Origin of the sequence: Streptomyces sp. NPDC127197 (assembly GCF_042672405.1) — a bacterium.
GTDB classification, from domain to species: domain Bacteria; phylum Actinomycetota; class Actinomycetes; order Streptomycetales; family Streptomycetaceae; genus Streptomyces; species Streptomyces flavusporus.
Genome location: NZ_JBHXVG010000062.1, coordinates 1 through 13,625, shown reverse-complemented (window position 1 = coordinate 13,625; position 13,625 = coordinate 1). Strand labels below are relative to the sequence as shown.

16 protein-coding genes are annotated in these 13,625 nt (G+C 72.0%); 12 read left to right on the top strand and 4 right to left on the bottom strand.

Translation table 11 applies throughout. From position 1 onward, the window contains the following. The first annotated feature begins 168 nt into the window (after positions 1-168). From ACFVJQ_RS42440 to ACFVJQ_RS42420, 5 genes are all read left to right on the top strand, one after another. Positions 169-1,260, top strand: a complete 1,092-nt coding sequence (locus tag ACFVJQ_RS42440) for an MFS transporter (protein ID WP_385791069.1) — start codon at positions 169-171, stop codon at positions 1,258-1,260. Positions 1,261-1,287: 27 nt separating this feature from the next. Further along, positions 1,288-3,045: a beta-galactosidase family protein gene (locus ACFVJQ_RS42435; protein WP_385791049.1), complete on the top strand. Its 1,758-nt coding sequence runs from the start codon at positions 1,288-1,290 to the stop codon at positions 3,043-3,045. A 181-nt stretch (positions 3,046-3,226) separates the two neighbouring features. After that, positions 3,227-4,291 carry a LacI family DNA-binding transcriptional regulator gene (locus tag ACFVJQ_RS42430; RefSeq protein ID WP_385515428.1) on the top strand — a complete coding sequence of 355 codons (1,065 nt, stop codon included), beginning with the start codon at positions 3,227-3,229 and terminating at the stop codon, positions 4,289-4,291. A gap of 137 nt (positions 4,292-4,428) precedes the next feature. Beyond that, positions 4,429-4,836 (top strand): luciferase family protein, encoded by a 408-nt coding sequence (locus ACFVJQ_RS42425; RefSeq protein WP_385274280.1) that lies wholly within the window; start codon positions 4,429-4,431, stop codon positions 4,834-4,836. A gap of 132 nt (positions 4,837-4,968) precedes the next feature. After that, a complete protein-coding gene (locus tag ACFVJQ_RS42420) occupies positions 4,969-7,338 on the top strand; it encodes a glycoside hydrolase family 65 protein (protein WP_385791046.1) in 2,370 nt (789 codons plus the stop codon). Positions 7,339-7,351: 13 nt separating this feature from the next. Here the strand turns inward: ACFVJQ_RS42420 and ACFVJQ_RS42415 are convergent, their stop codons facing one another. Further along, the gene (locus tag ACFVJQ_RS42415; protein WP_385791068.1) at positions 7,352-7,687 is read right to left on the bottom strand and encodes a LysR family transcriptional regulator; all 336 of its coding nucleotides are present in this window, start codon (positions 7,685-7,687) and stop codon (positions 7,352-7,354) included. Positions 7,688-7,985: 298 nt separating this feature from the next. Here ACFVJQ_RS42415 and ACFVJQ_RS42410 point away from each other — a divergent pair, with 298 nt between their 5' ends. From ACFVJQ_RS42410 to ACFVJQ_RS42395, 4 genes are all read left to right on the top strand, one after another. Further along, positions 7,986-8,117: a hypothetical protein gene (locus ACFVJQ_RS42410; protein WP_385515426.1), complete on the top strand. Its 132-nt coding sequence runs from the start codon at positions 7,986-7,988 to the stop codon at positions 8,115-8,117. A 132-nt stretch (positions 8,118-8,249) separates the two neighbouring features. Then, the gene (locus ACFVJQ_RS42405) at positions 8,250-9,152 is read left to right on the top strand and encodes an NAD(P)-dependent oxidoreductase (RefSeq protein WP_385515425.1); all 903 of its coding nucleotides are present in this window, start codon (positions 8,250-8,252) and stop codon (positions 9,150-9,152) included. Between the two features lie 51 nt (positions 9,153-9,203). Further along, the gene (locus ACFVJQ_RS42400; protein ID WP_385791043.1) at positions 9,204-9,626 is read left to right on the top strand and encodes a PPOX class F420-dependent oxidoreductase; all 423 of its coding nucleotides are present in this window, start codon (positions 9,204-9,206) and stop codon (positions 9,624-9,626) included. 36 nt (positions 9,627-9,662) lie between these two features. Further along, complete coding sequence (locus tag ACFVJQ_RS42395) at positions 9,663-10,118, top strand: RpiB/LacA/LacB family sugar-phosphate isomerase (protein ID WP_385515423.1); 456 nt, start codon at positions 9,663-9,665, stop codon at positions 10,116-10,118. Positions 10,119-10,138: 20 nt separating this feature from the next. Here ACFVJQ_RS42395 and ACFVJQ_RS42390 read toward each other — a convergent pair whose 3' ends face one another. Genes ACFVJQ_RS42390 through ACFVJQ_RS42380 form a run of 3 tightly spaced genes read right to left on the bottom strand, consistent with a single transcriptional unit; the run spans position 10,139 to position 11,343 of the window. Beyond that, positions 10,139-10,489, bottom strand: coding sequence for a hypothetical protein (locus ACFVJQ_RS42390; protein WP_224736358.1), 351 nt, complete (start codon positions 10,487-10,489; stop codon positions 10,139-10,141). A gap of 46 nt (positions 10,490-10,535) precedes the next feature. Beyond that, positions 10,536-10,901, bottom strand: a complete 366-nt coding sequence (locus ACFVJQ_RS42385; protein WP_385515422.1) for a DUF6479 family protein — start codon at positions 10,899-10,901, stop codon at positions 10,536-10,538. 37 nt (positions 10,902-10,938) lie between these two features. Then, positions 10,939-11,343, bottom strand: coding sequence for a ChaB family protein (locus ACFVJQ_RS42380; RefSeq protein WP_385515421.1), 405 nt, complete (start codon positions 11,341-11,343; stop codon positions 10,939-10,941). Positions 11,344-11,462: 119 nt separating this feature from the next. Between ACFVJQ_RS42380 and ACFVJQ_RS42375 the strand changes: the two genes are divergently transcribed. The 3 genes from ACFVJQ_RS42375 to ACFVJQ_RS42365 all read left to right on the top strand — a co-directional run. Then, positions 11,463-11,831 (top strand): ferredoxin, encoded by a 369-nt coding sequence (locus ACFVJQ_RS42375; protein ID WP_224736355.1) that lies wholly within the window; start codon positions 11,463-11,465, stop codon positions 11,829-11,831. A 102-nt stretch (positions 11,832-11,933) separates the two neighbouring features. Next, the gene (locus ACFVJQ_RS42370) at positions 11,934-13,112 is read left to right on the top strand and encodes an acyl-CoA dehydrogenase family protein (protein WP_385791040.1); all 1,179 of its coding nucleotides are present in this window, start codon (positions 11,934-11,936) and stop codon (positions 13,110-13,112) included. A gap of 284 nt (positions 13,113-13,396) precedes the next feature. Continuing rightward, positions 13,397-13,625: helix-turn-helix domain-containing protein (locus tag ACFVJQ_RS42365; protein WP_385791038.1), on the top strand; the 229-nt coding region annotated here is incomplete at its 3' end.

The window sequence follows — 13,625 nt, the reverse complement described above, 5'->3', positions numbered from 1 at the left end:
TAACACTCGTCCTCGTCGCAGAGCCGCTTCCGCCCACGCCGTCATGGGCCCTTCCCTGGAGTCCGCGTGACCGAGCCAACGACCGGACCGCCCCGCACGGGCGCCCGCAGCATCCCCGCGGCCCCCGTCTTCAGCCCGCTCGCCGTCGTCGCGTCCTGCGTGGGCTTCATGCTCATCGGGGCCCTCCAGGCCCTGTACGGGCCCGCGATCCCGGCGTTCCGGCGGGAGTTCGGGCTGTCGCCGTCCGCCGCCGGCATGGGGCTCAGCGCCCACTTCGTCGGCGGTGTCGCCGGGGTGCTGCTCTTCGACCGCCTCTACGGGCGGATCGGCAACCGGCAGATCCTCGGCAGCTCGTACCTCCTGATGGCCGTCGGCGCGGCAGGCGTCGCCCTGGCCCCCGCCTGGCCGGCCGCACTGGCCGCGGCGCTGCTCGCCGGGCTCGGCTTCGGCGGCATCGACTACGGCCTGAACCAGCTCTTCGCCACCGGCTTCGGCCACCGGTCGACCGCGATGCTCAACGTCCTCAACGCCCACTTCGGCATCGGCGCCATCCTCGGCCCGGCCCTCGTCGGCGTGGTCGGCGCCGACCGGTACCCGGCCGTCTTCCTCGGCTTCGCGCTGGCCAACCTGCCGCTGCTGCTGTGCCTGAAGGGCGTACGCGACCGATCGCCCCGGCCCGACGGCGGGGCCGGCACATCAGGTCCCGTCCTCGCCCGGAGCCTGGGCTCGGTGCTGGCCGTGTTCGTCACGCTCTACGTCCTGCACGTCGGCATCGAGGCCGGCGTCGGCGGCTGGGAACCCACCCACCTGGAGAGCGTGGGATACGGTGCCGGAGCCGCCGCGACCGCCACCTCGGTGTACTGGCTGATGATGACGGTCGGCCGGTTCCTGGTCGTGCCGATCGCGCTGCGCTGCTCCGCCCAGACCATCGTCACCGTCTCCTGCGCGGGAATGACGGTCTGCCTGCTGCTGGCCGCGGTGCCGGAGCTCGCCCCCTACGCGTACGCGGGGGTCGGCCTGTTCATCGCGCCGATCTTCCCGACCGGACTGCCATGGCTCAACCGGGCCGCCCCGCAGGCCCGCCGGGCGGGCGCGATCGTCATCGCCGCCTCCATGGTGGGCGGTGTCGCGGCCGGCCCGGCGCTCGGCAAGGCCATCGAACTGTCCGGCACGGGCGCGGTCCCGCTCCTGCTCAGCGGTGTCTCCGCCCTCTGCCTGGCCGCCACCCTCTGGCTGATCCGCACCACGCGCCCGTCCTGACCCGCTCCAGCTGAAGGGAAGTTCCGCATGCCCGCCCTGACCACCACGTCCGACGGTTTCCTGCTGCACGGCGAGCCGTTCCGGATCATCTCCGGAGCGATGCACTACTTCCGCATCCACCCCGGCCAGTGGGCCGACCGGCTGCGCAAGGCCCGGCTGATGGGCCTCAACACGGTGGAGACGTACGTGCCGTGGAACCTCCACCAGCCCGGCCCCGACGGCCCCCTCGTCCTCGACGGCATCCTCGACCTGCCGCGCTACCTGAGCCTGGCCCGCGCGGAGGGCCTCCACGTGCTGCTGCGCCCCGGCCCCTTCATCTGCGGCGAGTGGGACGGCGGCGGGCTGCCCTCGTGGCTCACCACCGACCCCGACATCCGGCTGCGCAGCAGTGACCCGCGCTTCACGGACGCCGTGGACCGCTACCTCGACCTGCTGCTGCCCCCGCTGCTGCCGCACATGGCGGCCGCCGGCGGCCCGGTGATCGCCGTGCAGGTGGAGAACGAGTACGGCGCCTACGGCGACGACACCACGTACCTGAAGCACCTGCACCAGTCCCTGCGCTCGCGCGGCATCGAGGAGTTGCTCTTCACCTGCGAGCAGACCGACCCCGAACACCTGGCCGCCGGTTCGCTGCCCGGCACGCTCGTCACCGGCACCTTCGGCAGCAAGGTCGACCAGAACCTGACCCGGCTCCGCGCCCACCAGCCCGAAGGGCCCCTGATGTGTGCGGAGTTCTGGATCGGCTGGTTCGACCACTGGGGCGAACCGCACCACGTCCGCGACGCGGCCGACGCCGCGGCCGACCTCGACCGGCTGCTGTCGGCCGGCGCGTCCGTCAACATCTACATGTTCCACGGCGGCACCAACTTCGGCTTCACCAACGGCGCCAACCACGACCACGCCTACGCCCCGATCGTCACGTCGTACGACTACGACGCCCCACTGACGGAGTCCGGTGACCCCGGCCCGAAGTACCACGCCTTCCGTGAGGTGATCGCCCGCCACGCTCCCGTCCCCGACGAGCCTGCCCCGGCCCCGGGCCGCAAACTCGCGCCCACCGTGGTGGAGTTGGACCGGCAGGCGCCGCTGCTGCCGCACGCGGCGAGGCAGGCCGAGCGGCCCGTGCGCACCGAGAGCCCGCTGACCCTGGACGAGCTCGGGCTGCGGTCCGGATACGCGCTGTACCGCACCACCGTCCCCGCCGCCGGCGACGGAGTGCTGCACTTCGCGGGCGGCGTGGGCGACCGGGCCCAGGTCTTCCTGGACGGCGCCCCCGTCGGCGTACTGGAACGCGAACGCCACGACGAGACCCTGCCCGTCCGCGTCCCGCGCGCCGGGGCCACGCTGGACGTCCTCGTGGAGAACATGGGCGGCGTCAACTACGGCCCCCGCATCGGCGCACCCAAGGGCCTGCTCGGCGCCGTCACCTTCGACGGCACGGCGCTGCACGGCTGGGACTGCCTCCCGCTGCCCCTGAACGACCTGGGTGGACTGACCTTCGAGGCCGGCACTGCCGCCGGACCCGCATTCCACCACGGCACCTTCGAGGTGACCGAACCGGCCGACACCTTCCTGTCGCTGCCCGGCTGGACCAAGGGCCAGGCCTGGATCAACGGCTTCCACCTCGGCCGCTACTGGAATCGTGGACCCCAACGCACCCTGTACGTCCCCGCGCCCGTCCTGCGCCCCGGCAGCAATGACCTCGTCCTGCTCGAACTGCACGCCACCACCAGCCCGCGCGCCCACCTCACCGACACCCCCGATCTCGGACCGGAGCAGCGCTGACGACCCGACCGCACCGCCTGCGCGTCCCCGCGCCACCGCTGACCGGCCAAAGCCGGACCTGGCCGTCACCACGGGCTGACGCCCCTGGAAGCAGCCGCCCGCTCCCGCCCGGCCTATCCTGTGGATCCGCCGGGCGGGAAAGGACCGCCGGGGAACGAGGCCGAAGGAAGCACCGCCCGCCATGACCCGAAGCACCGCCGACGGTCCCGCTCCCAGGGGGCGCAGCCGCCGCAGCTTCGCCGGGGCGCGCCCCGTGATGGACGACGTGGCCCGGCTGGCCGGTGTGTCCAAGCAGACCGTGTCCCGAGTGCTCAACGACCATCCCGCCGTACGCCCCGAGACCCGGGCCGCGGTGCTGGACGCCATGCGCACGCTCGGCTACCGGCCCAGCCGCAGCGCCCGCTCCCTGGCCAGCGGACGCACCCGCATGGTCGGCGTGATCTCCTTCGACGCCGCCCGCTACGGACCCGCCTCCATCCTGACCGCCATCAACACCGCGGCGCAGGGCGCCGGTTACCTGGTCAGCTCCATCGCCCTCGACACCGCCGAACGCGACACGGTGGTGAGGGCCGTGGACACGCTCTCGGCCGAGGGCGCGGACGGCGTGATCGCCATCGCCCCCCAGCGCCGGGTCGGCACGGCGCTGGCCGAGGCCCGCATCAACACCCCCATGGTGGTGCTGGAGAACGACCTCGGCGGCCGTACCCCCCTGATCACCGCAGACTCCTGGGCCGGCGCCCGCACGGCCACCGGCCACCTCCTGCGCCTCGGCCACACCACCGTCCACCACATCGCCGGGCCCACCGGCTGGACCTCCGCCGACGTCCGCAGGGACAGCTGGCGCGAGACGCTGACCGCGGCCGGCGCCGAGGTCCCCGACGCCCTCGTCGGCGACTGGAGCGCCGACTCCGGATACGAACTGGGCCGTCGGCTGGCCCAACTCCCCGATGTCACCGCGGTGTTCGCCTCCAACGACCAGATGGCCCTCGGCCTGCTGCGCGCCCTGCACGAGGCCGGGCGCCGGGTGCCCGACGACGTCAGCGTGGTCGGCTACGACGACATCCCCGAGGCCGCCCACCTGCTGCCGCCGCTGACCACCGTGCGCACCGACTTCGCCGAGATCGGCAGCCGCGCCCTGCGCCTCCTCCTGGACCGCATCGACGGCATCGACGAACCCCGCGTCGAGCCCGTCGTACCCGTCGAACTCATCGTCCGCCGCAGCACGGGACCGGCACCGACCCATTGACCCCACGGCGTGGCGCACCTGTCAGCCGGGCACAGGTTCCGCTCGACCCGGCGCCTGCCCGCGTGAGGATCCTCACGCCTGGGTTACAAAAGGCTCAACCTCTGGTATCAGCGGGGTGATGCGGTGACGATGGGGTCATGACTCTGGCCCAGCGCGCCCTGGAGCAACTGGCAGCCTGGCCCGACCTCACGGCGGGACCGGCCAGTTGCGGGACAGGGCGGGCAATCAGCTCCGCCCACAGCGAGATCGCCCACTTCCACTCGGGCCACGACGTGGATCTGCATCTCACCCGCCGGGCCATCGGACGTTTCGCCGAGGACCTCAGGGAGTCCACGGCCATCCGCCTGGTGCCCGGCTCCCGGTGGGTCACCGTCCACCTCGACTGCGAAGGGGACCTCGACCTGCTGCTGAGCCTGGTGAGCGTCGCCCTCCAGGCCCACCAGGACCTGCCCCCGGCGGAGCTCGCACCCGCCGGCGGCTGCAACTTCCACCGGGTCACGGTGCTGCCCCGCGACCCGGCCGGAGTGGCACCCCCCGTACCGTAGGCCCGAGGCGTCCCCTCGTCCGCGGCGTGGGCCGCACTGCACGGCCCGGCACCGGGAGACACTGCTGGGGGACGGTGCCGGGATCCTCGTACGAGATCCCGGCGAGCCGCCTGCTGCGGGAGGAGTACCGACGTGACGGGCTGGACCTGGGAGTACGAGGGCTACGAGGCGGCGGACGAGCGACTGCGGGAGTCGCTGTGCACGCTGGGCAACGGCTACTTCGCCACCCGTGGCGCCCTGCCGGAGTGCTCCGCGGACGATGTGCACTACCCGGGGACGTATGTGGCGGGGTGCTACAACCGGCTCACCTCCGATGTGGCCGACCGCATGGTCGAGAACGAGGACATGGTCAACGTGCCCAACTGGCTGCCGCTGCGCTTCCGCCTGCGCGGCCGGCCCTGGCTCACCCCCGACACCGCGACCGTGCTCGAACACCGCATGGTGCTGCACCTGTCCTCGGGCGTGCTGGAGCGCCTGACCCGATACGCGTTCGGCAACGGGCGGGCGCTGACCGTGCGGCAGCAGCGGCTGGTGCACATGGCCGACCCGCACCTGGCCGCACTGCGCACCGAGTTCACCGCCGACGGCTTCTCCGGCGAACTCCACGTCGAGGCCGCCCTCGACGGCGGTGTCACCAACGCCGGAGTGCCGCGCTACCGGGACCTGGACGGCCGCCACCTGACGCACCAGCAATCCGGAACCGCCGAACACGACACGGTCTGGCTGCGCTGCCGCACCCGCACCTCCGACATCCGCATCGGCATGGCCTCCCGCCTCACCGCCGACGGGCCCCTCTCGATCCGGCACGCCCGCCCGCGCACCACCCAGCGGACCCGGCTGCAGCTGGCGCCCGGCCGCACCGCCACCGTCGACAAGACCGTCGCCCTGCACACCTCCCGCGACCCGGCCATCAGCGACCCGCTGCACGCCGCCGTCGCCCGGGTCGGCCGGGCCCCCGGCTTCGACGACCTGCTCCGCTCCCACCGCACCGCCTGGGCCCAGCTGTGGCGCCGCGCCGACCTCGACGTCCCCGGTGAGGCGGGCCGCATCCTGCGGCTGCACCTCTTCCACGTCCTGCAGACGCTCTCCCCGCACACCGCCGACCTCGACGTCGGTGTGCCCGCCCGTGGACTGCACGGCGAGGCCTACCGCGGCCATGTCTTCTGGGACGAGCTGTTCGTCCTGCCCTACCTCAACCTGCACTTCCCCGAGGTCTCCCGCGCCCTCCTGCGCTACCGCCACCGCCGCCTCGAACAGGCCTGCACCGCCGCCCGCGACGTGGGCCGCAGGGGCGCGATGTACCCCTGGCAGAGCGGCAGCGACGGCCGGGAGGAGACCCAGGAACTGCACCTCAACCCGCGCTCGGGCCGCTGGCTGCCGGATCACTCCCGGCTTCAGTACCACGTCGGTTCGGCGATCGCGTACAACGTGTGGGAGTACTGCGAGGCGAGCGGCGACATCGAGTTCCTGCACACCAAGGCCGCCGAGATGCTCCTCCAGATCGCCCGCTTCTGGGCGGACGCGGCCACCTACGACGAGGGACTCGGACGGTACCGCATCAAGGGCGTGGTAGGACCCGACGAGTACCACGACGCCTACCCCGACGCGCAGCAGCCCGGCCTCGACGACAACGCCTACACCAACGTCACCGCCTCCTGGGTGCTCAGCCGCACCCTGGAGCTGCTGCACGGCCTGCCCGAACCGCGGCGCCGCGAACTCGCCGAGCGCACCGGGCTCGACGACGACGAACTTCAGCGGTGGGAGGAGGTGTCCCGCACCCTCCACGTGCCGTTCCACGACGGTGTCATCAGCCAGTTCGACGGCTACGGCGATCTCGCCGAACTCGACTGGCACCGCTACCGGCAGGAGTACGGCGACATCCGGCGGCTGGACCGGATCCTGGAGGCCGAGGGCGACACGGTCAACCGCTACCAGGCCTCCAAGCAGGCCGACGTCCTGATGCTCGGCTACCTGTTCTCACCGGCGGAACTGCAGGGAATGTTCCGCCGGTTGGGGCTGCGGATGGACGAGGAGACCTGGCACCGCACCGTCGACTACTACCTGCATCGCACCAGCCACGGCTCCACCCTCAGCGGCCTCGTGCACGGCTGGATCCTGGCCCGCGCCCGGCGCACCGAGGCCTGGCAGTTCTGTCAGGAGGCCCTGCGCGGCGACATCGCCGACGTGCAGGGCGGCACCACCGGCGAGGGCATCCACCTGGGCGCGATGGCCGGCACCCTCGACCTGGTCCAGCGCGGACTGACCGGCCTGGAGACCCGCGGCGGCGCGCTGTGGCTCGACCCCGTCCCGCTGCCCGAGCTGTCCTCCTACGGCTTCAACCTGCGCTACCAGGGCAACTGGGGAGTACGGGTGCGGCTCCGGCACGGCCAGCTGGAGATCACCGTGCCCTCCTCCGACGCGTCCCCGGTCGACGTACGGCTGCCGGACCGCGCGGTACGCCTGGAGCCGGGCGAGACGGGCCGGCTGATGCTCCCGGAGTGAGCGACGGCCGCCCTCACCAGGCGCGCGCGGCGCTCCGGAGGCGGTCGCGGACCCGGATCACGTCCGGGTTGGCGCCGGCGCCCGGCCGCTGCACCAGGAACAGCGTGTTCAGCGGCGGCTCCTGCGGATCGTGCAGCAGGGCGAGGCGCCCGGCGGCCAGGTGCTCCTCGCACAGGGACTGCGGCAGCACGCTGTAGCCGGCGCCCGCGGCACCCGCCGCCACCACCGCGTGCAGGTTCGGCGTACGGATCTGTGCGGTCACGGTCGGCTGGGAGAGCCCCAGCAGCGGCGCGGCCGCGGTGAAGGAACCGGAGCGGTAGACGGCCAGGAAGGTGCGCAGCAGGTTCAGATCGGCATGCGACGGAAACCGCCGGTCGTCGCCTGCGGCCTCGTCGGCGTGGAGCGTCCAGTCGCCGCAGCGGGCGGCGGCAGGGTGAAGAGCGAGAGGACACCCCTGTGACCACGCAGAACGCGATCAAGTGGCCCGAGAAGTACCTGCCCGGCACCGGCGACAACTTCGTCTCCAACGAGGTGATCGTCAAGGGCGTGCGGGCCGCCGACGTATGGCACCACCTCGTCGACACCTCCACCTGGGAGCCGTACTACGACAACGTCGCCGACATCGGCTTCCCCGACGGTGACGCCGGGTGCGCATTCCGACCCAGGAGACCCAGATCGGCGAACCGGCCGCCGCCCTGGCCGAGGAGAGGCCGAACCCGATGCTCAACGGCCACCAGGCCTGGCTCGACGGACTCGTCCGCGCCGCCTCGGGCCGCTGAAATCCCGCAGACCCGGGTGCACCCGACGCGCGGGACGCACCGGGGCGGTGGCATCGTCGGACCCGGGCCGGCCCCGATCGCGTCCACCCCAGCAACAACCCCCGCACCGCAGAGCGACAGGAAGTTGACGTCATGACCGACACGCTCACCGTGAGCGTCCTGGGCACCGGGATCATGGGCGCCGCCATGGCCCGCAATCTGGCCAAGGCCGGACACACCGTCCGCGTCTGGAACCGCACCCCTGACAAGGCTGCACCGCTGGCCGCCGACGGCGCGCACGTTGCGGCCACCCCCGCCGAGGCCGTCCAGGGCGCCGACGTCGTCCTGACGATGCTGTACGACGGCGCAGCCGCCCTGGAGGTCATGCGGGAGGCGGCCCCGGTGCTGCGGCCCGGCACCGCGTGGGTGCAGTCGACCACCGCCGGTATCGGGGCGGTCGGCGACCTGGCCGCCTTCGCCCGCGACCATGAGCTGGTCTTCTACGACGCCCCGGTGCTCGGCACCCGCCAGCCCGCCGAGGCCGGACAGCTGCTGGTCCTCGCGGCGGGTCCGAGCGAGAGCCGGGAGACGGTCACGCCGGTCTTCGACGCCGTCGGCGCCCGGACCGTGTGGACCGGTGACGACGGGGCGGCCGGCACCGCCACCCGCCTCAAGCTGGTCGCCAACAGCTGGGTCATCGCCGCCACCAACGCGGTCGGCGAGGTCCTGGCCCTGTCGAAGGCGCTCGACGTGAACCCGCAGAGCTTCTTCGACGCCATCGACGGCGGCCCGCTCGACATGGGCTATCTGCGGGTCAAGGCGGGGCTGATCCTGGACGACCGGCTGTCCCCGGCCCAGTTCGCGGTCACGACCGCCGCGAAGGACGCCCGGCTGATCGTCGAGGCGGGGGAGCGGCACGGCATCCGCCTGGACGTGGCCGCCGCGAGCGCCGAACGCCTCGCCCGCGCCGCCGCCCAGGGACACGGCGACGAGGACATGGCCGCCGCTTATTTCGCCAGCTTCGACGGGGACTTCGACGGGGATCAGTCCGCCTGAGCGCAGGGGCTCCCAGACACCAGCACGTCAGCACGTCACTGAGAGGTTCGGATGTCCAAGCCACCACTGCCGCCCGAGGCCGACGCCCTGCTGCGCCGCGCCAACCCGTGCGTCATGGCCACCCTGCGCGCCGACGGCACGCCGGTCTCCACACCCACCTGGTACGTGTGGGACGACGGACGGGTGCTGATCAGCCTGGACGAGGGCCGCGTCCGCCTGCAGCACCTGCGCCGCGACCCGCGGGTGACCCTGACCGTCCTCGACAAGGACAACTGGTACTCGCACGTGACCCTCATCGGCCGCGCGACCGAGCTGAAGGAGGACGAGGGACTGGCCGACATCGACCGCCTCTCCCGGCACTACACGGGCAGTCCCTACCCGGACCGGGTCCGCGCCCGGGTCAGCGCCTGGATCGAGGTCGACCGCTGGCACGGCTGGGGCGCGTTGAAGGACAGCGACCAGGCGTCCCCGTGACGACCGGCCCCGCAGGGTCGGCGTAGGCTCCACAGCATGCGGATCTCCGTCTCCTCGGACATGGACGAACCCGTGGCCCGCCTGCTGGTCACGGAACTGCGCGGGCGCGGCCACGAGGTGCGCACGCACGGGGCGTTGCGCGCCGGCGACGACCCACAGTGGGCGGCGTGCTCGGCGGCGGCCGCGCAGGACGTGGCCGACGGGACGTCGGACCAGGCGGTCGTGTGCTGCTGGACCGGCACGGGCGCCTCGATCGCCGCGAACAAGGTGCCCGGTGTACGGGCCGCCCTGTGCACGGACGCCTACACGGCCGACGGCGCCCGCCGCTGGAACGACGCCAACGTGCTGGCGCTGAGCCTGCGGCTGACCTCGGAGCCGCTGCTGAAGGAGATCCTCGACGCCTGGTTCGCCGGCGAGCCCAGCGAGGACGCCGACGACCGGGAGAACGTGGCCCGCATCGGACGGATGGACAACTGCGGGGCCGGCCGCTGACGGCCGGCCCCGAAGGTGCCCTACGTGCGGTCGCCCTTCGGCTTGCCGCGCTGGTCGGGCGTGCCGTGCGGCGGTGGGCCGAACGGCTCGGGCGAGGTCGCGGGCGACACCGGGGAGCCGGTGTGGCCTTCGCCCTGCTCGGGACGCAGGGCCGCCGGGTCGCCGGACGTCGGCTCGGCGCCCGCCTTCAACTGCTCGAGGCGTGCGGTCAGCAGTTCGGTCACCGGCACACGATCGGCGTGCGTCCGCTCGTAGGCGAGGAGTTCCTCCACCTCCTCGGCGGTCAGTGAACGCACCCGGGCCTCCAGCCCGCCGATCGGCAGATGGTCGTAGTCGGGCAGCGGCAGGGTGTTGCGGCCGGGATCGGCCATGATCTTCCCCTCCTCGGGACGTCTGCCTTCGTGCGTCCGCCGCGGCTCAGTGCGCTCCGAGACCTCCCCCGCCGAAGGATCCGCTGCTGCCGCGGCTCCAGCGGCGCCGTTCCTTCGACGCGCTCGGCCGGGTCTGCATGTTGCTCAGCTCGTACGGGGTGAGCGGGCGACCGCCCTTGGGGATCCTGGGGACCTCGTCGGGCTCGCGGTTCTCCCGGATCTCGTGGACCGGGCCCTCCGGCGGCAGATGCGGCTGCTCCTCGGGGCGTGGGCGCGGGGGCTCGCGCAGCTTGATCCGGTTGCCGTACCAGAAGCTGCCCGCCAGCAGCGCCAGGACGGCGACAGCGATCACGAACAGCGCGAGACTGAGCAGGCCGCTCGGCGCGGCGATCTGCATCGATGCATTACTCATATCGGACGAATACCCCCTAAAGTGGTGGCCAACCGGCTCACTGTGAGCGGGCGGCGCGGGTCTGCGAACGATTGGCCTTGCGGATCGCGTCCAGCAGTTCCCCCTTCGTCATCCGGGAGCGGCCCTCGACGCCGAGCCGCTGGGCGACGTCGTAGAGGTGCTCCTTGGAGGCGTTCTCGTCGACGCCTTCGCCGCTGCGGCCGCCGCGCTGCCGGGGCTGGGCCGACTGCGGATCCGAAGGACCCTTGCGACCGCCCTCCTTGCGCTCCCAGTGGTCGCCGACCTTCTCGTACATGTGCTTCAGGGCGCCGTAGGCCACTCGGTGTGCCCGCTCGCCCTCGCCGTACTGCTCGACCGCCGAGTCGTGCGCCTTGATCCAGGTGCGCTGGGCGTCCTTGGAGGAGCGCTCCAGGGTCGAGGGCAGTTCCTCTCGTCCGGGCATCTGTTCCACCTCCCGGTCGTCCGTGCTCGGGTACGACGGGTTCCCGTGAGCAGGGGCGGAAAACGGGGCCCGTGTCCCGCGCCGGGTTTGGTGTGGTGTGTCACGGCTACCCGCGAGATGTGACGACATCGCAGCAGGAGCTCTTCCGTTTCCTGGAGGACCGCTTCGCCTGCGCGCAGGCGTGCACGGAGTGTGCCCGGGTGTGCGCGCTGCGCGCGAGCCTGGTCGATCCGGACGGAACCGAGGAGCAGGAACTCGTACGACGTCAAGGGATCATGTGCGCGGAGGTGTGCGACGCGACCTGCCGGGTGCTGGCCGAGCAGAACCTCGTCGAAGAAGCCGGGATACGCACCCAACTGGAGTGGTGCCGGGCTCAGTGCCTGGAGTCCGCCCGCGTCTTCGACGGCCGGCCGGGCGCCGAGGACGCCTCGGCGGCCTGCCGCGCCTGCGCCCGGGCCTGCACGGACTTCCTGAACACGCTGGGGTGAGGTGAGCTTCGAAGACTGCACGGTCCACCGCCATTCCCAATTTCTGAAACAGGTTCTACCGTGTGCGCCGTCAGGACCGGCCTTGGGGAGCCTGGAGGCGCCGTGCATCTCGACTACACGCCCGAGCAGCAGCGGCTGCGCACCGAACTGCGCGCCTACTTCGCCGAGCTGGTGCCGGACAACGCCCACCTGAGGCACGCCGACCGGGCCGCGCAGAAGCGGTTCTACCGCGAGACCGTCCGACGCCTCGGCGCGGACGGCTGGCTCGGCGTGGGCTGGCCCGAGGAGTACGGCGGGCGCGGGCTGACCCCGACGGAGCAGTTCGTCTTCTTCGACGAGGCCGCGCAGGCGGGCGTACCGCTGCCGCTGATGGCGTTGAACACCGTCGGCCCGACGATCATGCAGTACGGCACCGAGGAGCAGAAGGCGTACTTCCTGCCGCGGATCCTCTCCGGCGAGATCGACTTCGCGATCGGCTACAGCGAGCCCGACGCGGGCACCGACCTGGCCTCGCTGAAGACGCGGGCCGTGCGGGACGGCGACCAGTACGTCGTCAACGGCCACAAGATCTGGACCACCAACGGCGACACCGCCGACTGGGTGTGGCTGGCCGTGCGCACCGACCCGAACGCCCCGGCGCACCGGGGCATCACCATGCTCCTGGTGCCGACCACCGACCCCGGCTACTCCTGCACCGTCATCCACACCCTCGCCGGGCACGACACCACGGCCAGCTACTACGAGAACATCCGCGTCCCCGTCTCCCGCCGGGTCGGCGAGGAGAACCAGGGCTGGCGGCTGATCACCAACCAGCTCAACCACGAACGCGTCACCCTGGCCGCGCACGGCACCATGGCCATCCGCGCCCTGCACGACGTCCGGCGCTGGGCCCGGCAGACCAAACTCACCGACGGCCGCCGGGTGATCGACCTGCCCTGGGTACGCCGCCGACTGGCACAGACCCACACCCGACTGGACGCCCTGAAACTCCTCAACTGGCAGATGGTCAGCGCCCTCCAACACAGCACCCTCACCCCGCAGGACGCCTCCGCCGTCAAGGTGTACGGCTCCGAGGCCCGCCGCGACGCCTACGCCTGGCTCATGGAGATCGTGGGCGCCACGGGAGCCCTCCAGGAGGGCTCGGCCGGTGCCGTCCTCCACGGCGAACTGGAGCGCGGCTACCGCTCCGCCGTCATCTTCACCTTCGGTGGCGGGAACAACGAGATCCAGCGGGAGATCATCTCGTGGATCGGTCTGGGGATGCCGCGGGTACGGCGTTAGCCTGCTGTGACGAGGCTTTTTAGTTGGCATTAAAGCGAGATAGTTGGCACTGAGCGGAGCGCTTGGCCTGACGCGCGATGGGCTTGGCTTGTTGGCGTCCTAGTGCTGAGTTCCTCTTTGGCTGGGTATATGTCCTGGCGGCGGGGTAGTTGACGGTGCTCGGGGGCGGGTGCTGAACGATGGTCTTATGGGCACGGCCGGGGCGTGATGAGGACGAACGGAGGGTCGTTCGCCGGCTGTCGCGAGCGCGGAAGGCTCCGCGTGATGCAGTGATGCGGGCCCGGATGATCGAGCTGAGCTGGTCGGGGCTGCGGGTGCCGGCGATCGCTGTTGAACTGGGCTGCAGCCAGAAAACGGTGCGGTGCTGGCTGCACCGCTTCAACCGCTCAGGCCTGCAGGGGCTGGATGATCTGGGCGTGCAGGGCCGTAAGCGGCGGATCACCGAGGAGGAACGCTCCAGGATCATCTGTCTGGTGAAGACCGTGCCGCCGGGGCGACTGAGGTGGGAGCCGG